This is a genomic window from Trujillonella humicola (assembly GCF_046233715.1).
GTDB classification, from domain to species: domain Bacteria; phylum Actinomycetota; class Actinomycetes; order Mycobacteriales; family Geodermatophilaceae; genus Trujillonella; species Trujillonella humicola.
The window spans coordinates 26,446-43,785 of record NZ_JBJNRJ010000019.1 but is presented as its reverse complement, the minus strand read 5'-3'; the positions used below and the strand labels follow the sequence as shown (position 1 = coordinate 43,785).

20 protein-coding genes are annotated in these 17,340 nt (G+C 77.4%); 6 read left to right on the top strand and 14 right to left on the bottom strand.

Translation table 11 applies throughout. The features are described from left to right. Positions 1 to 3: 3 nt before the first annotated feature. The 7 genes from ACK586_RS12010 to ACK586_RS11980 all read right to left on the bottom strand — a co-directional run bounded on the left by ACK586_RS12010 (position 4) and on the right by ACK586_RS11980 (position 5,603). Entirely contained in the window at positions 4 to 846 is an 843-nt protein-coding gene (locus tag ACK586_RS12010) for a 5-oxoprolinase subunit C family protein (RefSeq protein WP_409330714.1), read from the bottom strand. Further along, the gene (locus ACK586_RS12005) at positions 843 to 1,451 is read right to left on the bottom strand and encodes a 5-oxoprolinase subunit B family protein (RefSeq protein WP_409330747.1); all 609 of its coding nucleotides are present in this window, start codon (positions 1,449 to 1,451) and stop codon (positions 843 to 845) included. The genes ACK586_RS12010 and ACK586_RS12005 overlap by 4 nt, the downstream gene beginning before the upstream one ends. Next, positions 1,451 to 2,215: a LamB/YcsF family protein gene (locus ACK586_RS12000; RefSeq protein WP_409330713.1), complete on the bottom strand. Its 765-nt coding sequence runs from the start codon at positions 2,213 to 2,215 to the stop codon at positions 1,451 to 1,453. The genes ACK586_RS12005 and ACK586_RS12000 overlap by 1 nt, the downstream gene beginning before the upstream one ends. Then, positions 2,215 to 3,402 carry an NRAMP family divalent metal transporter gene (locus ACK586_RS11995; RefSeq protein WP_409330712.1) on the bottom strand — a complete coding sequence of 396 codons (1,188 nt, stop codon included), beginning with the start codon at positions 3,400 to 3,402 and terminating at the stop codon, positions 2,215 to 2,217. Before ACK586_RS11995 ends, ACK586_RS12000 begins: the two co-directional genes overlap by 1 nt. Positions 3,403 to 3,579: 177 nt before the next feature. Continuing rightward, on the bottom strand, positions 3,580 to 4,086 hold the full coding sequence (locus ACK586_RS11990) for a hypothetical protein (protein WP_409330711.1): 507 nt from the start codon (positions 4,084 to 4,086) through the stop codon (positions 3,580 to 3,582). Between the two features lie 21 nt (positions 4,087 to 4,107). Further along, positions 4,108 to 4,662, bottom strand: coding sequence for a dihydrofolate reductase family protein (locus tag ACK586_RS11985; protein ID WP_409330710.1), 555 nt, complete (start codon positions 4,660 to 4,662; stop codon positions 4,108 to 4,110). After that, complete coding sequence (locus ACK586_RS11980) at positions 4,659 to 5,603, bottom strand: helix-turn-helix domain-containing protein (protein ID WP_409330709.1); 945 nt, start codon at positions 5,601 to 5,603, stop codon at positions 4,659 to 4,661. Before ACK586_RS11980 ends, ACK586_RS11985 begins: the two co-directional genes overlap by 4 nt. Positions 5,604 to 5,691: 88 nt before the next feature. Between ACK586_RS11980 and ACK586_RS11975 the strand changes: the two genes are divergently transcribed. Further along, positions 5,692 to 6,462 carry a putative hydro-lyase gene (locus tag ACK586_RS11975; protein ID WP_409330708.1) on the top strand — a complete coding sequence of 257 codons (771 nt, stop codon included), beginning with the start codon at positions 5,692 to 5,694 and terminating at the stop codon, positions 6,460 to 6,462. On the opposite strand, the gene ACK586_RS11970 is transcribed toward ACK586_RS11975, so the two are convergent. Together ACK586_RS11970 and ACK586_RS11965 are read right to left on the bottom strand one after the other, a co-directional pair. Next, positions 6,447 to 7,316 (bottom strand): NAD-dependent epimerase/dehydratase family protein, encoded by an 870-nt coding sequence (locus ACK586_RS11970; protein ID WP_409330707.1) that lies wholly within the window; start codon positions 7,314 to 7,316, stop codon positions 6,447 to 6,449. The two genes, ACK586_RS11975 and ACK586_RS11970, sit on opposite strands and share 16 nt — an antisense overlap. A 13-nt stretch (positions 7,317 to 7,329) precedes the next feature. Next, positions 7,330 to 8,259, bottom strand: coding sequence for an EamA family transporter (locus ACK586_RS11965; RefSeq protein ID WP_409330706.1), 930 nt, complete (start codon positions 8,257 to 8,259; stop codon positions 7,330 to 7,332). 89 nt (positions 8,260 to 8,348) lie between these two features. On the opposite strand from ACK586_RS11965, the gene ACK586_RS11960 reads away from it, so the two are divergent. Further along, complete coding sequence (locus tag ACK586_RS11960; RefSeq protein WP_409330705.1) at positions 8,349 to 8,864, top strand: MarR family winged helix-turn-helix transcriptional regulator; 516 nt, start codon at positions 8,349 to 8,351, stop codon at positions 8,862 to 8,864. A gap of 27 nt (positions 8,865 to 8,891) precedes the next feature. Here the strand turns inward: ACK586_RS11960 and pdxY are convergent, their stop codons facing one another. From pdxY to ACK586_RS11945, 3 genes are all read right to left on the bottom strand, one after another. Next, complete coding sequence (gene pdxY / locus ACK586_RS11955; RefSeq protein ID WP_409330704.1) at positions 8,892 to 9,743, bottom strand: pyridoxal kinase PdxY; 852 nt, start codon at positions 9,741 to 9,743, stop codon at positions 8,892 to 8,894. Positions 9,744 to 9,890: 147 nt separating this feature from the next. Further along, a complete protein-coding gene (locus tag ACK586_RS11950) occupies positions 9,891 to 10,496 on the bottom strand; it encodes a cysteine dioxygenase (RefSeq protein ID WP_409330703.1) in 606 nt (201 codons plus the stop codon). Between the two features lie 290 nt (positions 10,497 to 10,786). Continuing rightward, entirely contained in the window at positions 10,787 to 11,230 is a 444-nt protein-coding gene (locus ACK586_RS11945) for a hypothetical protein (protein WP_409330702.1), read from the bottom strand. Positions 11,231 to 11,481: 251 nt separating this feature from the next. On the opposite strand from ACK586_RS11945, the gene ACK586_RS11940 reads away from it, so the two are divergent. Continuing rightward, positions 11,482 to 12,570 carry a glycosyltransferase gene (locus tag ACK586_RS11940; protein ID WP_409330701.1) on the top strand — a complete coding sequence of 363 codons (1,089 nt, stop codon included), beginning with the start codon at positions 11,482 to 11,484 and terminating at the stop codon, positions 12,568 to 12,570. A gap of 205 nt (positions 12,571 to 12,775) precedes the next feature. Then, positions 12,776 to 13,393, top strand: a complete 618-nt coding sequence (locus ACK586_RS11935) for a hypothetical protein (RefSeq protein WP_409330700.1) — start codon at positions 12,776 to 12,778, stop codon at positions 13,391 to 13,393. On the opposite strand, the gene ACK586_RS11930 is transcribed toward ACK586_RS11935, so the two are convergent. Beyond that, positions 13,390 to 13,881 carry an SRPBCC family protein gene (locus ACK586_RS11930; protein ID WP_409330699.1) on the bottom strand — a complete coding sequence of 164 codons (492 nt, stop codon included), beginning with the start codon at positions 13,879 to 13,881 and terminating at the stop codon, positions 13,390 to 13,392. The two genes, ACK586_RS11935 and ACK586_RS11930, sit on opposite strands and share 4 nt — an antisense overlap. Positions 13,882 to 13,973: 92 nt before the next feature. Here ACK586_RS11930 and ACK586_RS11925 point away from each other — a divergent pair, with 92 nt between their 5' ends. Both ACK586_RS11925 and ACK586_RS11920 read left to right on the top strand, forming a co-directional pair. Further along, the gene (locus tag ACK586_RS11925; RefSeq protein ID WP_409330698.1) at positions 13,974 to 15,167 is read left to right on the top strand and encodes a CaiB/BaiF CoA transferase family protein; all 1,194 of its coding nucleotides are present in this window, start codon (positions 13,974 to 13,976) and stop codon (positions 15,165 to 15,167) included. Further along, complete coding sequence (locus ACK586_RS11920) at positions 15,164 to 15,946, top strand: acyl-CoA thioesterase (RefSeq protein ID WP_409330697.1); 783 nt, start codon at positions 15,164 to 15,166, stop codon at positions 15,944 to 15,946. Before ACK586_RS11925 ends, ACK586_RS11920 begins: the two co-directional genes overlap by 4 nt. Before the next feature lie 3 nt (positions 15,947 to 15,949). On the opposite strand, the gene rocD is transcribed toward ACK586_RS11920, so the two are convergent. Then, positions 15,950 to 17,173, bottom strand: coding sequence for an ornithine--oxo-acid transaminase (rocD, locus tag ACK586_RS11915; RefSeq protein ID WP_409330696.1), 1,224 nt, complete (start codon positions 17,171 to 17,173; stop codon positions 15,950 to 15,952). Positions 17,174 to 17,340: the final 167 nt, after the last annotated feature.

Here is a 17,340-nt window from a genome sequence, read left to right as displayed (position 1 = left end):
CGCTCAGCCGTGCAGCCGCAGCGCCTGGCCGGGCCGCAGCTGCGCGCAGCGGTCGACGTCGCCGTCGGAGACGTAGCCGATGACGGGGTAGCCGCCGGTCACCGGGGCGTCGGCGAGGAACAGCACCGGCAGGCCCGACGGCGGCACCTGCAGCGCGCCGCGCACCATGCCCTCGCTGGGCAGCTCGCCCTCGCGCGCGCGGCGCAGCGGTTCCCCGTCCAGTCGCAGGCCGACCCGGTTGCTCTCCGCGGTCACCGTCCACGGGCGGGAGGTCAGCGCGGCCCAGGCGTCGTCGCCGAACCAGTCCTGCCGCGGGCCGGGCAGGACCCGCACGGCCACCTCGTCGCCGGCCGGATCGGCCAGCGGGGCGAGGTCGGCGTCCGGCATCGGCTCGCGCGCCGTCCCGACCGGCAGGACGTCGCCGGCCGACACGACCGGCGGCCCCAGGCCGGAAAGCAGGTCGGTCGACCGCGAGCCGAGCACCGGCTCCACCTCGATCCCGCCGCGCAGGCCCACGTACGTGCGCAGCCCGGTGGCGGGCGGGGCCAGCCGCAGCTCGCCTCCGGCCGGCAGCGGGCGCGGCGCGTTGTGCGCCCCGGACCCGGGGCAGCGCGCCCCGGTGGTGACCACGGTGAGGTCGGCGTCGGCGCGCAGCACCAGGCCGCCCAGGGTGACCTCGAGCAGCGCGGCGGCCGGGTCGTTGCCCAGCAGCCGGTTGGCCAGCGCGGCCGCGGCCCGGTCGCAGGCGCCGGAGCGGCCGACGCCCAGCGCCCCGCGGCCCGGCCGGCCCAGGTCCTGCACCGTGGTCAGCGGGCCGGTCTGCACGACCGTGACGGTGCGGCTCATGCGCGCACGAACCGGACCTGCACGCCCGGCCGCAGCAGCGCCGCCGGGTCGCGGGTCAGGTCGAACACGGCGACGTCGGTGCGGCCGATCAGCTGCCAGCCGCCCGGCGACTCCCGCGGGTACACCCCGCTGAACTGCCCGGCGAGGCCCACGGCCCCGGCAGGCACGCGGGTCCGCGGGGTCTCCCGGCGGGGCACGTCCCAGGGCTCGCCGTCGGGCGTGCAGTAGCCGAAGCCGGGCGCGAAGCCGCAGAAGGCGACGGTCCACCCCACCCCGGTGTGCCGGTCGACGACCTCGTCGGGGGAGACGTTCCACAGCGCGGCGACGTCGGCGAGGTCGGCGCCGTCGTAGTGCACCGGCAGCTCGACGGTCCCCCTGGTGCCCGCCCGCCCCGGCCGCGGGCGCACCCGCCGCACGGCGGCCTCGACCTCGGGCAGCCCGGTGACCGCGGGGTCGGTCACCAGCAGGACCGTGCGTGCCGCGGGGACGACGTCCACCACGCCGGGCAGCGGCTCGTCGACCAGCGCGGCGTACAGGCCGAGGACCTCGTCGAGCCCGTCGAGCTCCACGAGCAGCGCGGTGGACCCGCTGGGGAGCACGTGCATCACGCGGCGGCGAACGGGGCCAGCGCGATCCCCGCCCCGGTCAGTTCGGTCCGCACCCGCCGGGCGATCTCGACTGCGCCGGGGGTGTCGCCGTGCACGCAGATCGAGTCCGGCCGCACGTGCAGCGCGCCTCCGCTGACGTCGGGAATCGGCTCGCCCCGCGCCATGGCCAGGCAGCGGCGGGCGATCTCGTCGGCGTCGTGCAGCACCGCGCCGGGCTGCCGGCGGGGGACCAACGTGCCCTCGGGCGTGTAGGCGCGGTCGGCGAACGCCTCGGCCACGACGGTCAGCCCGGCGTCGGCGGCACGCCGCAGCCATGCCGAGCCGGGCAGGCCCAGCACCGGCAGCGAGCGGTCGTACTCGGCGACGGCACGCACGACGGCCGCCGCCTGCTCCTCGTGCGCGACGATGGCGTTGTACAGCGCCCCGTGCGGCTTGACGTAGCGGACCCGCGTGCCGGCCACGCGGGCGAAGGCCTCGAGGGCACCGATCTGGTAGATCACGTCCTGGGTGAGCTCGTCGGGCTCGGCGTCGACGAACCGCCGGCCGAAGCCGGCCAGGTCGCGGTAGGACACCTGCGCCCCGATGGCGACACCGGCCGCGGCGGCCTGCTCGCACACCCGCCGCAGGATCACCGGATCACCGGCGTGGAAGCCGCAGGCCACGTTGGCGCTGGTCACGACGCCGAGCAGCGCCTCGTCGTCGCCCAGCGTCCACTGGCCGAAGCCCTCGCCCAGGTCGGAGTTCAGGTCCACGGTGCCCATCAGAACAGCTCGATCACGGGCCGCACCGAGTTGACCGCGAGGTAGAGCGTGACCAGCCACGCCAGCCAGCCGATCGCGAGCAGCCAGCGGGGGTACCGGTAGCCGCCCAGCAGGTCGCCGCGCCGCGTGGCCACGAACAGCACGACCGCGATGCCGATCGGCAGCAGCAGCCCGTTGAACGCGCCGGCGAAGACCAGCAGCGTCGTCGGCGCCGTGCCGGCGGTGACGAACACCAGGGTGCTCACCAGGATGAAGCCGACGACGAGCAGCGTGCGGGTGCGGTCGCTGGTCCGGTCGCGCGAGGTCAGGAAGGACACCGAGGTGTAGGAGGCGCCGATCACGCTGGTGATCGCCGCGGCCCACAGGATGAGCCCGAAGACCCGCATCCCGACCTCGCCGGCGGCCTCGCCGAACGCGGCGGCCGCCTGGTTCTCCTCCCCGAGGTCCGCGCCGCCGACCACCACCCCGAGGATCGCCAGGAACAGGACGACCCGCATGACGCCGGTGACCACGATGCCGGTGACCGAGCCGCGGGTGATGGCGCGCAGGTGGGCGGTGCCGGTGATCCCCGAGTCCAGCAGCCGGTGCGCCCCGGCGTAGACGATGTAGCCGCCGACCGTGCCGCCGACCAGCGTGGTGATCGCCAGGAAGTCCACCTCGTCGGGCCACACGGCGTTGCGCATCGCCGTGCCCACCGGCGGGCTCGAGGTGACGGCGATCCACGTGGTCAGCACGATCATGACCACGCCGAGGACGACGACGATGCGGTCGACGGCCACCCCCGCCTTCCGGCTGAGGAAGATCCCGATGGCGACGACCGCGGACAGCGCGCCACCGAGCCGGGGGTCCAGGCCGAGCAGCGCGTCCAGGCCCAGCCCGGTGCCGGCGACGTTGCCGATGTTGAACACCAACCCGCCGAGGACCAGCAGCGCGGCCATCGCCCAGCCGAGGCCCGGGAGGACGAGGTTGCCGAGCTCCTGCGCCCGGCGGCCGGAGACGCCGATCACCCGCCACACGTTCAGCTGCAGCGCGATGTCGATGAGGATCGACACCAGGATGGCGAATGCGAACGCCGCACCCAGCTGGACGGTGAACGTCGTCGTCTGGGTGATGAAGCCGGGCCCGATCGCCGAGGTCGCCATGAGGAACATGGCGCCCAGCACGGTCGAGCGGGTGCCGGCCGCCATGCGCCCCCCGGCGGGTGCGCCCGGGGCCGGCGCTGCGGTCGGGGCTCTGCCGTTCGGGGCGTTGCCGGTCGGGGCGGGGCCGGTCGGGGCGGGGCCGTCGGCCGGGCTGTGCGACATCGGCGCTCCTGGTCCGGGGCGCCCGACGACGGTTCCTGCGCTCGGGCGGCTGCGCCGACGCTAGGACCGGGTCCGGCGACCGGCAACGCGAGCGGCGGGCCACTCCTGCACCCACACCTCGCCGGCCCGCAGGGCCGCCCAGCGCCGGCCGGCCTCCCGCAGCGCCTCGACGGCGGCGTGCAGCCGGTCGGCCGGGACGCCGCCGCGGTCCACCTCGCCGGGCAGCACCACGGCGCCGTCGGCCAGCCGGTGCACCAGGTCGGCCAGCGCCTCGGCCCGGGCGATCGCGGCCGCCCGCTCGCGCTTCAGCCGCTCGGAGCGCGCGGTGACGTGCGGCGGACGGCGGCCGGAGACGTGCCGCATCGTCGTCCACACCGCCCCGTCGGCGACCGTGCCCCAGATGCCGTCCCGGACGTCCAGCGCGGACTCCACCAGGGCGTGCACCAGGTCGTGCGGCAGCCCCTCCCCGCCGCCGGCGCCGCGGATCGCGAACACCACGCCGTCGTCCCGCTCGACGAGGGACTCCACCGCCCGCCGGTCGGCCATCCGGGTGAAGGTCAGTCGCACGGCTCCAGCATCCCGCCCGGTTCACGCCGTTTCCGGCTCCACGACGTCGTAGCGGACGCAGACGAACTCGCCGTTGACCGCCCACTCCGTCCGCCGCAGCTCCACGTGGCGGGGCAGCAGCGGCTTGCCGGCGCCGAGGGTGACCGGCGCGATGGAGACGACGACCTCGTCGAGCAGTCCCGCGTCGGCGAACTGGCCGGCCAGGTCGCCGCCGCCCACCACCCACACGTCGCGGTCCCCGGCCGCGGCCACCATCTCGGCGTGCAGCGCGCCGAGCGCCTCGCGGGTGTCGGCCGCGGTGATCCGGATGTCGGCGCCGGGGTACGGCTCGAGGTCGGTCCGGTGGGTGAGCACCCAGGCCGGCACCGTGTACGCCCACGACTGCGGGTCGTGCTCGCGGATCCAGCGGTAGCTGCTCGCCCCCATGACGAGGGCGCCGATCCGCTTCTCGAACTCCTGGTGGCTCATCGGGCCGTCGGCGTCGATCTGCCGGGACAGCAGCCAGGCCAGGGAGTGGTCCTCGGTGGCGATGAAGCCGTCGAGCGTCGTGGCGGTGTTGTAGATCGTGCGGGTCACGGGGTGCTCCTCCTGGTCAGCCAGTCGATCGGGTCACCGGTGTCGGTCTCGGCACCGGCCTCGCGCAGCAGGTGGCGCACCAGCAGGCGCCGGTGCGCGGAGTAGGTGAGGACGTGCGCGATCACGCTGCCGAGCACGAACGTCTCCGGGGGCTCGCACAGCGCGTCGACCAGCCGGTCGCCCCAGGCGCCGCGGCGGGCGATGTCTCGCACGGCGGCCAGCCAGCGCGGGGCGACCGCGTCGTGCCGGGCCAGCAGGGCAACGGGGTCGTCGGCACCGCGGACCGGGTGGTCGGCGCCCTCGATCGACGCGAGCCAGATCTCCTTGGTCCACACGAGCGTCGACAGCAGGTCGGCCACCGACTCCTCGGCGCCGTCCCAGGGCAGCACCGTCCAGCCGGGCAGCCGCGGCCGGCGGTAGGCGCCGTCGTCCAGGCCCTTGGCGGCCTCGATCAGCGCCCGGGTGTCCTCCACGTCGTGGTGCACCATCAGCGAGCTGACCTCGTCGGACGGGCCGCGGCCCGGCTCGTCGGCGACCCACAGGGACGTCGGCGGGTGGAAGTGGATGCCGTTGGGCGCCGGCAGCCAGTGCCCGTCCCGGCTCCGCGGGGCGGCGTCGTCGCGGCTGCCCGGCGTGCGCCCGTAGGCGCGGGCGAAGGCCCGGGCGAAACCCTCGACCGAGTCGTACCCGGCGGCGAACGCCGCGTCGGTGACGCTCGTTCCCTGCCTCAGCTGCCAGGCGGCTCGCTCCAGCAGTACCCGGCGGCGCAGCGCCACCGGCGGTTCGCCGGCGCCGCGGGTCACCTGCCGGCTGAAGTACCAGGGGCTGGCGTAGGCGTCGCCGGCCATGTCCGGCAGCGTGCGGTTGTCCTCGTCGAGGACGGCGTCGATGAGCTCGCGGAGGCGGTCGCGCCCCGCGGCGGGGGTTTTCTCGTCGGACACGGGAGCAGTGTGGCGAGGACGGCGTCCGCGGCGCCCGACCGTTCTTGCCCTCCCTGCGGGCCGGCCGGTGCGGGGCCAGCATGGGTGCATGGCCGCTCCCGCCGAGCACCGCGAGCAGTACCGCGCCGGCCTGGCCGTGCCCACCTCGGGCGCCGCGCCGGGTCACACGCAGGCCAACCTCGTCGTCCTCCCGCAGGACTGGGCCTGGGACATGCTGCTGTTCGCCCAGCGCAACCCGCAGCCGGTGCCGGTCCTGGAGGTGACCGACCCGGGGTCACCGGAGACGGCGCTGGCCCCCGGCGCCGACCTGCGCACCGACCTGCCCCGCTACCGGGTCTGGCGCGACGGCGAGCTGGTCGACGAGCCGACCGACGTCCGCGACGTCTGGCGCGAGGACCTGGTCGCCTTCCTCATCGGCTGTAGCTTCAGCTTCGAGACCGCGCTGCTCGACGCCGGGGTGCCGGTGCGCAACATCGAGCAGGGCCGCAACGTGTCGATGTACCGGACCGCGGTGCCCTGCCGCCCCGCGGGCCGGCTGTCGGGGCCCCTGGTCGTCTCGATGCGGCCGGTTCCCGCGGCGCTGGTGCCGGCCGCCGTGCAGGTGACGGCGCGGATGCCGCAGGTGCACGGGGCGCCGGTGCACGTCGGCGCCCCGGACGCCCTCGGCATCGCCGACCTCGCCGCCCCCGACTACGGCGATCCGGTCGAGGCCGAGCCCGGCGACGTCCCGGTCTTCTGGGCCTGCGGGGTGACGCCGCAGGCCGCCGTCCTGGCGTCCCGGCCGCCGCTGGCGATCACCCACGCCCCGGGACACATGTTCGTCACCGATGTCCCGGACGCGGTCTACCGGCTGCCCTGAGCGACCGGCGACAGCTCGTCGAGCAGCGTCGGCCCGGCCGGCTCCCAGCCGAGCTCGGCCCGGGCCAGAGCGCCGGTCGCCCGCTGGTCCAGCAGGAGGGCGGCCCCGAAGAGGCCGAGCCGGGCGACCGTCTCGGCCCCGGTCGAGGCCGCGACCTCCCGGGCGACGGCCAGCCCGATCTCGCGCACCGTGGGGTTGTGCCCGCTGACGCCGAGGTACCAGCTCCCGGCCGGCGCCGACCGCAACGCCAGCGCGTAGAGCCGGCCCAGGTCGGCGGCGTGCACGGTCGTCCAGTGCTGCTCGCCGCTGCCGGGCAGGACGACGGCGCCGCCGGCCGTGCGCGGGCCGTCGCGGAGGACGGCGGTGGGGATGCCCGCGCCCTCGGCGTGCACGATCCCGGGCGCGATCACGACGCTGCGGACGCCGTCCGCTGCCGCGGCGCGCACCCGGGCGTCCAGCGGCACCCGCCAGGCGGTGAGCTGGGGCGGGGCGGCGGGCGTGGACTCGTCGAGGTCCCCGTCGCCGAGCACCCACGCACCGCTGGTGTGGAGGTAGGGCTTCCCGCTGCCGGCGAGGGCGGGCAGGACGGCGTCGAGCAGCGCGGCGTCGACGGCGGCGCTGGTCGCGTCGCCCGGCGAGGCGGTGTGCACGACGGCGTCGGCGGCCCGGGCCGCGGCGGCCAGGAGCCGGCCGTCGGTGAGGTCGCCGCGGACGGCGGTGGCGCCGGCCGCGGTGACCCGTGCGGCCGCCGCGTCGCTGCGGGCCAGCGCGGCGACGGTGTGGCCGTCGGCGAGCAGGGCGGGGAGAACGGCGGAGCCGATCAGGCCGGTGCCGCCGGTCAGGAAGACGTGCATCAGGACGGTCCCTTCAGGGGGTGGGGGTGGGGGTGCGGGAGGGGACGGGGGAGGGGGAGCGCTGGGCCAGGACGACGGTGGCCAGCGCCAGGGCCGTGCCGGCCAGCTGCAGCGGGCTCAGCACCTGGCCGAGCAGCACCCAGCCGACGGTGGCGGCGACGACGGGGGAGAGCAGCCCGAGGAAGCTGACGCGTGCCGTGGGCAGCGAGCCGACCCCGCGCAGCCACAGCACGTAGGCCAGGGCGGTGTTCACCGTGGCCAGGTAGAGCAGGCCGCCGGTCTGCCCGGCGGTCAGCGCCGGCGGCAGGCCCTCGGCGGCCAGCGCGAGCGGCAGCAGGAACAGCCCGCCGGCGGCCAGCTGCCAGCCGGTGAAGGCGAGCACCGGAACCGGCCGGCCCCACCGCCTGGTCAGGACCACTCCGGTGCCCATGCACGCGGTCCCGGCCAGGCCGGCCACGATGCCGACCGGGTCCAGCGCCACCGGACCGGTGACCACGATGAGCGCCACCCCGGCCACGCCGAGCAGCCCCAGCCCGAGCGTCCGGCCGCGCAGCCGCTCGCCGAGCAGCGGGACGGCGAGGACGGCGACCAGCAGCGGCTGGGCGGCGCCCAGGACCGCGGCGATCCCGCCGGGCAGCCGGTAGGCCGCGACGAACAGCAGCGCGAAGAAGGCGCCCGTGTTGAGCACCCCGAGCACGGCCGCCTTCCACCACCAGGCGCCGCGCGGCAGCCGCCGCCCGACGGCGGCGAGCACCAGCCCGGCGGGCAGGGCGCGGGCGGTGGCCGCAAGCAGCGGCCGGTCCGCGGGCAGCCACTCGGTGGTCACGACGTAGGTCGTCCCCCAGGTCACGGGAGCCAGGGCGGTCGCGAGGGTGAGGAGGCCGAGCCGGCGGCGGGTCGTCGGGACGGCCACCGGCGGGAGCGGGAGGGCGGTGGCGGTCATGGCGCAGATCGTTCGCCGTCATGTATCTCGATGTCAAGATACTTGAGCTAATGTTTCTCGGCGTCGTACGGATGTGCGACGATGGGGCCGTGGCGGACCGGGAGCGAGACGGCGTGGACGCGATCATCGAGCAGTGGGCGGCCGAGCGGCCCGATCTCGAGACGCGGGCGATGGAGGTCTTCGGCCGGATCTACCGCGCCGCCCGGGTGGCCGGCGACGCCCAGGAGCGCTTCCACGCCCGGCACGGCATCACCCGCGCCGACTTCGACGTGCTCGCCACCCTGCGGCGTGCCGGCGGCGACGAGGGGCTCTCCCCGGGCCGGCTCACCGCCGAGATGATGCTCAGCAGCGGCGGCACCACCAGCCGGGTCGACCGGCTGGAGAAGGCCGGGCTGGTCGTGCGCACCCCCGACCCGGCCGACCGCCGGGCCCTGATCGTGCGGCTCACCGACGGCGGGCGGCGGCTCATCGACGAGGCGGTCGGCGCCGGGCTGGCGCAGCAGCAGCGGATGCTGGCCGACCTGCCGGCCGCGCGGCTGCGCCGCATCGCCGACGACCTGCGCGACCTGCTCGCCTCGGTGGAGCGGCACGCCGCCGAGCCGTGACCCGGGGCCGGGCGCCGGCGCCCGGCGCTAGACCTCCTCGACCTCGAAGGTCCGGCTCGGGGCCACGACCTCGTCCTGCGCCGCGACCAGCAGCACCTCCCGCGAGCCGGCGGCCTCCGTGGCGGCGAGCAGGCCGTGCACGGACGCCGCCGACCGGGTCACCGCTTCGGCGGCCGAGCGGCTGTCCAGCCAGTGCGCGAGGAACAGCGCGGCGATGGCGTCGCCGGCGCCGTTGACCGCGACGTCGAGCCGCGGCGTGCGCACCCGCCAGTGCCGCCCGCCCTCGGACGCGAGCAGGTCGACGGCGTCGTCCGGAGTGTCCTCGGCGACCAGCGAGGTGGTGAGCACGACCCGCGGGCCGAGCTCCTGCACGGCGGCGACGGCGTCCTTGACCGAGGCCAGCGAGCCGGTCGTCTGCCCCGAGAGCAGGTCCAGCTCGTAGTGGTTGGGCGTGACCAGGTCCGCGGCGGGGACGGCGACCTCGCGCATGAACTCCGGGATGCCCGGGCGCACGAACACCCCGCGGCCGACGTCGCCGATCACCGGGTCGCAGCAGTAGACCGCCGCCGGGTTGGCCGCGCGCACCCGGGCCACGGTGCCGACGACGGCGTGCCCGATGTCGGCCGATCCCAGGTAGCCGGACAGGACGGCGTCGCAGCCGCCCAGCACCCCGCGGTCGGCGATGCCCTCGACGACCTCCTCGACCGCCTGCCCGTCGAAGACCCGGCCGCGCCACTCGCCGTAGCCGGTGTGGTTGGAGAACTGCACGGTGTGCACGGGCCACACCTCGATCCCCAGCCGCTGCAGCGGGAACACCGCGGAGGAGTTGCCGACGTGCCCGTAGGCGACGTGGGACTGGATCGACAGGACGGCGGTCATGGCCGCCAACCGTGCCACAGCCGGTCGCCGTCCCCGCCGCTGCCCGGCGCACCGCGGGGCGGGCCCCGGCAGGTCGCGCCCGGGCGGCGCCGTCCCTCCGTCGGACGCCGCCGCCCGGGCGCGGGCTCGGGGGTCGGGCGCGGGTCGTCACCAGTCGACGCCGGCCCGTTCGGTGCCGGTGCGCTGCAGCCCGCAGCCGGCGATCCGGTAGGTGTTCATGACGGTCAGCCGCGGCGCGTAGACGTGCACGCTCACCGCGGGGAGCACGCCGACGTTGCCGACCCGGTGGACGTGGTGCGGGCCGAACGGGCGCACCCGGCCGGCCGTCAGCAGCGTCTCGTCGTCCCGGACCCCGCCGGAGCGGGTCTCGGTGACGCTGAGCTCGGTGAGCGCGCCGTGGACGACGGCGAAGGCGCCGGCCGACCCGCCGTGGTCGTGCAGCGGCGTGCCCTGGCCGGGCAGCCAGGACAGCAGCCAGACCTGCGCGGCGGCGGGGTCCTCGTGCAGGGCCGGGTCGACGGCCGCGGCGGCGGTGGCCGGGTCCAGCAGGTGCGTCCACCGGCCGGCCGGCCGGTACTCGACCAGGTCGGCCCAGGCGCGGGCGTTCGCGGCCAGGGCGGCGGCCAGGGCCGCGGCGCTCGTCCGCCGGGCGGTGATCCCGTCCGGGCGGTGGGGCGAGGTGGCCGGGGTGGTCGAGGTGATCGTGCGGAGCAGGTCGGCGGCGGGGGAGGGCAGGGCGGTGCCGAGGGTCACGGGGGTCCTGACTGCTGACGCGGCTCCGTCAGGGGGAGCGCGCGGGGAGAACGGGGATCCGGGGCGTCAGGAGGCCGGACACAGCGCGCTGGCCACCCGCAGCAGGTCCACGGCGGACCGGCGGTGCAGGGCGGGGGTCACGGGCACGACGTCCAGCCAACGCGACGGCGGTTTCCGTGTCAAGTTCATCGGATTGGTGGAGATTCGCGTCGCGGTGCGGCAGGCTCGCCGGACGTGAGCCGACCCGACCTCGAGGCCTTCTGGCCCGGCCGCCGGGGTCGGGAGCCCGGTCAGGGGCAGTCGGCCGCCACGAGCATGCCGGTCGCGGCGGCGCCGAGCGCGTCGACCTCCGAGGCCAGGCGGCGCAGCGGCACCGGCTGCCGCGATCGCAGCAGCGAGGTGAGCCGGGCCGTCGCGCGCGCCACCCGCTCGCCGGCCGGTCGCCCGTCCTCGCCGGGCAGCCCGTCGACGCCGTAGGGCTCGCCGACCTCCGCGCACAGGCCCGGGAGGCGACGCAGCAGAGCCGCGCACCCGGCCGCGAGCCGCCACCAGGTGCCCGCCGCGAGGGGTGCCGGGGCGCGGGTGCCGGCGTCGGCCCAGCGCAGCAGGGCCACCACGTCGGCCCACGCCGCGTCGGACACGACGGCGGCCACCGCCGAACTGCCCGCCGGCCGGTGGCCGAGGACCGTCGAGTGCGCCGCCGCGGGGTCGAAGAGCCAGGGGTGTCCGTCCACGGGCCCACGCTCGCGTCCCGCGCGGGGAGCACCCCGTCAGCGGACTGGGAACTGCCTGGCAGCGGACGCCGTGGCGGGGTGCCGGCCGCGTCGGCCGGCGCCCCGGAGCGTCCGGGAACCGCGGCGGGACGCGCCGACCCCGCCGGCGGCCCGGCGGTAACGCGATCTCGTTGCGGCCGTCACCCGCGTGACACGACGCGGCGGCAGCCTGGGGGCATGACGCGACGCCGCCCGGGGTGCCGGGACCAGGCATGAGGATCGCCCTCGTCACCGCCGGCTGCGCGCCGCCCGGGCTCGAGCGGACCCTGGCGCTGGCCGGGGCACTGGCCCGCGCCGGGACCCGGGTCACCGTCTGGTCACCGGCCCGCGGCGGCTCGCTCCCGCCCACCGACCCGGCGGTCCGGGTGCGGTTCGTCCCGGTCCCGGACCTCCCCGGTGAGGACCGCGCCGCCCACGAGCGGCGGACGGTCACGGCGCTGGGGACGGCGTTCGCGGCGTCGGGCGAGGAGTACGACGTCGTCCACGCACGGGACGCGTCCGGCGCGCGCGCCGTTCCCGCGTGCGTGCGCACCGTGCACCACCTCGACACGGCCGAGCCGCCCGCCCCGCCGGTCGCGGCGCCCCGGGCGCTGCTGTGCGGCTCGGCGACGGTGGCGACCGAGGTCCGGGCCCGCTGGGGGCGGGAGGCCTCCGTGGTCCCCGACGGGGTGGACGTCGACCGGTTCGCCGCCGCGGCCGGGCCGGGAGGCGCCGCCGGGAGGGGGCGCTGGCGGGCGCGGCTGGGCCGCTTCGTCCTCGCGGTGGGCGGCATCGAGCCGCGCGGGGGCGTCCTCGAGCTGGTCGAGGCCATGGCCACCGTGCAGCTGGTCCGCTCCGAGCTGCTGCTCGTGCTGGCCGGCGAGGCGACCCGGTGCGCCGACCCCCGGCACCGGGCCCTGCTCGACGCGCGGGCACAGGAGCGCGAGGTGTACCCGCTGGTCCTCGGGCCGGTGCCGGACGACGAGCACGCCGCCCTCGTGGCCGCGGCCGACGTGCTGGTGCTGTCGTCGACCCGGCAGGCGGCGGTCGCCGAGGGGCTGGAGGCGCTGGCCGCGGGGGTGCCCGTGGTGGCCCGCGACCTGCCGGCGGTGCGCGAGGTCCTCGGGGACGCCGCCGCACCGGCCGCGTCGACGTCCGCCCTCGCCGCGGGCGTGCTGGCCGCCACTGCCCCCGACCCCCGGCGCGCCGCCGCCGGCCGCGCGCTCGCGGCCCGCCACGGCTGGGAGGCCGCCGCGCGGGCCCACCTGCGCTGCTACGAGGCCCTGGTCGCGGAGGGGGTCCGGCAGCCGGTCCGCGCCTGAGCAGGGACCCGCATCGCGCGTGCCCCCGCGGCAGGACCGCCACACGGGCAATGCTTGCCCGCCGTTCCGCGAGAAGCTGGCAGAAGTGGGAGTGGAGGAGCAGGCCCCCCGGGCCGATATCCCAACGTCGGACCGAGCCGGTGTCGACCAGCGCCGGAGCGGAACGGCACGGGAACGGGGGTGCGTGGTGCAGGGGTCGGGGCCGGTGCACAACGTGGGGACCGCCGAGCAGGTGGCCGCCGGGCCGGCGTGGTGGCTGGTCGACGGTGCCGACCGCGTCGTGGCCGGCCCGTACGCCGACCAGGGCGAGGCGGCGTGGGCGACCGGGCCGCTGGGTCCCGAGGGCGCCGCCGGTGGCGCGCCGGCCTACGGCCTGCGCCGCGAGACCGGCCGGCTGGCCCGCCGCCCCTCCCCGGAGGACCGCGCGTGGCTGGCCGACCTGTCCGGGGAGCTGGAGCGGGTCGGCGAGGAGTGGGACCCGCTGGTCGACGACGCCTCGCCGCTGGTCGGGCTGCTCTGCCAGCTCGGCGCCGCGCTGGTCGAGGTCGGCCTGCCGCTGCACGACTGCAGCGGCCGCACGGCGACCCGCTCCCGGGGCGGAGTCTGCCTGACGCCGAGCCCGCTGGAGGACGGCGTCGTCGTCGCCTGGACCCAGCACGTGCGCACGATGCGGGAGGCGCCGCGGCCTCCGGAGACCGAGCGCTGGCTGCAGGAGGCGATGAACCGCACCCTCGCGTCCCTGCTGGCGGGGCTGGGATTCACCACCGCGCCGTTCGGGAGGACCGGCGCGGCGCTGGTGACCGGTCGCCGGGCGGAGAGCTAGGCGGGACGCTCGGCGGCGAGGTGCGAGCCCAGGGTGCGCAGCGCCGTGCGCAGCTGGCCGCCGGCGAAGCGCGCGATCAGCGCGCCGACGAACCGGGGGCGCGTCTCCTGGGCCATCGTGTAGTCGACCCGTGTCCCGGCCCCCTCCGGGGTGAGCACGAAGTCCTCGGCCAGCGCGGCGACGGCCGGCAGCCCGATCTCGTCGACCCGGAACGCCCAGCGCCGGGCCGGCTCCCAGGCCAGCACGGTCTCCAGGAACCGCGAACCGCGGGCGAAGACCTCGCGCTGCGCGCCCACGCCGTGCGGCCCGGGGGTGAGGTAGCGGCCGGCGTCGGTGAAGCCGGGGAACCAGGCGCCCCAGCCGGCCGGGTCCTCGGCCAGCGCGGCGAACACGGCCTCGGGCGGAGCCGGCAGGACCTCGCTCACGGTGACGCGGTGCCTGGCGGTCCGGGTGAAGTCCAGGTCGACGGCGCGCAGGGTCCTCGGCATGGCGGCACAGTAGAGGGACCGGTTCCGCTCCCGGCAGGCCCGACGGTCCCTCCGCCGGGGGGCCGCGGGCCCCGTCGTTACGGTGACCTGCCGTGGACCCCGCGCCGACCGAACCCGACTCCGCCGTCCGCCCGGGCACGGGCCCGCTGCGCGGCGTCCGCGTCGTCGAGCTGGCCGGGCTGGGCCCCGGCCCGTACGCCGGCATGCTGCTGGCCGAGCTCGGCGCCGACGTGCTGCGGGTCGACCGGCCCGGCGGCGGTGCGGTGCTGCTGCCGCCGGAGCGCGAGCTGCTGCACCGCAGCCGGCCGTGCGCCGCCGTCGACCTCAAGCGGCCCGAGGGCCGGGACCTGGTCCTGCGGCTGCTCGACTCGGCCGACGTCCTCGTCGAGGGGCTGCGCCCCGGGGTCACCGAGCGGCTGGGGCTGGGGCCCGACGACGCGCTGGCCCGCAACCCGCGGCTGGTCTACGCACGGATGACCGGCTGGGGGCAGACCGGCCCCCGGGCGGCCGAGGCCGGGCACGACATCAACTACCTGGGGCTGACCGGCGCGCTGCACGCCATCGGCCCCGCCGACCGCCCGGTGCCGCCGCTCAACATCGGCGCCGACTTCGGCGGCGGATCGCTGTTCCTCGTGGTCGGGGTCCTCGCCGCGCTGCTGGAGCGGGCCGGCAGCGGCCGGGGTCAGGTGGTCGACGCCGCGATGGTCGACGGCGCGAGCTCGCTGGTGACGATGGTGCACGGGATGCTCGCCGCCGGCCTGTGGCAGGACCGCCGCGAGGCCAACCTGCTCGACGGGGGCGCGCCGTTCTACACGACCTACGCCTGCGCCGACGGCCGGCACGTCGCCGTCGGCGCGCTGGAGCCGCAGTTCCACGCCCGGCTGCTGGAGGGGCTCGGCCTGACCGGGCGGCTGTCGGCCCAGCACGACGTCGCCGCGTGGCCCCAGCACCGCGCCGCGATCGCCGCGGTGTTCGCCACCCGCTCCCGCGACGAGTGGGCCGCCCACTTCGCCGGCACCGACGCCTGCGTCACCCCGGTGCTCGGACTCGGCGAGGCCCCCGCCGATCCGCACCTGGCGGCCCGGGGCAGCTACGTCGAGCGGGACGGCGTCGCGCAGCCGGGCGTGGCCCCCCGCTTCTCGCGCACCCCCGGCGGGGTGCGCAGCGGCCCGCGGTCCCCGGGCCAGGACACCCGAGTCGCGCTGGCGGCCTGGGGCGTGGCCGCCGACGAGGTGCAGCGGCTGCTCGACGACGGCGTGCTGGCGCAGGGCGGGGAGCCCCGGTGACCGCCCCGGTCACCGCGCTGCTGTCGCTGCGCGAGCTGGGCCCCGACCGCTGGCAGGCCGACGGCCGGCCGCCCGGCCGCTACGACGGCCTGTACGGGGGACAGGTGGCGGCGCAGGCGCTGGTGGCCGCCGGCCGCACCGTGGCCGGCGACCGCGCTCCGCACTCGCTGCACGGCTACTTCCTGCGCCGCGGGGACGCCCGGCTGCCGGTGGTGTTCGACGTCGACCGCGACCGCGACGGGCACTCCTACTCGGCGCGCACCGTCGTGGCGCGCCAGGCCGACCGCGTGGTCTTCCGGATGACCGCGTCGTTCGCCCGGCCGGAGGAGGGGCCCGACCGGCAGGCCGTCGCGATGCCGCAGGTGCGCGCGCCCGAGGACTCGCAGCCGCTGCCGGAGGTCCTGCCCGGGGTGGAGATCCGTGACCCCGAGCCCGCCGTCGACCGGCAGCACCCGATGCGGACCTGGGTCCGCGCGCCCGGCGCCGGCGACGGGGACCCGCTGCACGCGGCCGCGGCGCTGGTGTACGTGTCGGACCTGTTCAGCGGCCTGGCGGACCTCATCCGCGGGCAGCTGCGCGCCATGGCCAGCCTCGACCACGCGGTCTGGTTCCACCGGCCGGCCCGGATGGACGACTGGGTGCTCATGGACCACGCCGGCGCCTCCCTGGCGGCCGGCCGCGGGTGGTACACCAGCACGCTGTTCGACCGCTCCGGCGCGGCGCTGGCCAGCGCCGCGCAGGAGATGGTGATCCGGGAGGCCCGCGGTCCCGCGGCGTAGCGGTCACCCGGCGCGGAGGACGGCCGCCAGCTGCTCCACGGCCCAGTCGACCTCGTCGGGGGTGACCACCAGGGGCGGGGCGAGCCGGATGGTCGTGCCGTGCGTGTCCTTGGTGAGCACCCCCCGGGCGGCCAGCCGGCGACAGGCCTCGGCGCCAGTCATCAGCGCGGGGTCGACGTCCACCCCGGCCCACAGGCCGCGGGTCCGCACCGCGGTGACCCCCGCGCCGACCAGCCCGGCCAGCCGCGCGGCCAGCCGCGCGCCGAGCTCGTGGGCCCGCGCCTGGTACTCCCCGGTCCCCAGCAGCCGCACCACCGCGTGCCCCACGGCGCAGGCCAGCGGGTTGCCGCCGAACGTGGAGCCGTGGCTGCCGGGCGTCACGACGCCGAGGACGTCGGCCCGGGCCACCACCGCCGACACCGGCAGGATGCCGCCGCCGAGGGCCTTGCCCAGCACGTAGACGTCGGGGACGACGCCCTCCAGCTCGCAGGCGAAGGTGCTGCCGGTGCGGCCGAGGCCGGACTGGATCTCGTCGGCGAGGAGGAGGACCCCGGCGTCGTCGCACGCGGCACGGACGGCGGCCAGGTAGCCGGCCGGCGGGACGACCACCCCGGCCTCGCCCTGCACCGGCTCGAGCAGGACCGCGACCGTGTCGGGGGTCAGCGCGGCCGCCAGCGCCGCGGCGTCCCCGTACGGGACGACGTCGAAGCCTGGGGTGAACGGGCCGAAGCCCGCGCGCGCGACCGGGTCGGTGGAGAACCCGACGATCGTCGTCGTCCGGCCGTGGAAGTTCCCCTCGGCGACGACGATCCGCGCCCGCCCGTCGGGCACGCCCTTCACCCGGTACCCCCAGCGGCGCGCCACCTTGAGCGCGGTCTCCACCGCCTCGGCGCCGGTGTTCATCGGCAGCACCAGGTCCATGCCGGCCAGGGCGGCGAGGTCGCGGGCGAACGGGCCGAGCCGGTCGTTGCCGAAGGCCCGGCTGGTCAGCGTGACCCGGTCCAGCTGCTCGCGGGCCGCGGCGACCAGCGCCGGGTGGCGGTGGCCGAAGTTCAGCGCGGAGTAGCCGGCGAGGCAGTCGAGGTAGCGGCGGCCGTCGACGTCGGTCATCCAGGCGCCCGAGGCCTCCGCCACGACCACCGGCAGCGGGGCGTAGTTGTGCGCGGTCACGGCCTCGGCCAGGGCGATCTGACCGGTCGTGCGGGACAGAGCTGGGGCTGCGCTCATGGCCCATGGTCGGCCCGTGGGGGCGACGTCCGGAAGGGGGTCGGCCGCGCGCGCGACCGAACGGTTGACGAGGTGCGCGGCGCCCCGATTCCTCCCCGCCGGACTGGGCCCGTGGCGGCGGCGGCGGGGCGGGGGGCGGGGGCCGTTTATTCCCCGCAAGGCCCTAC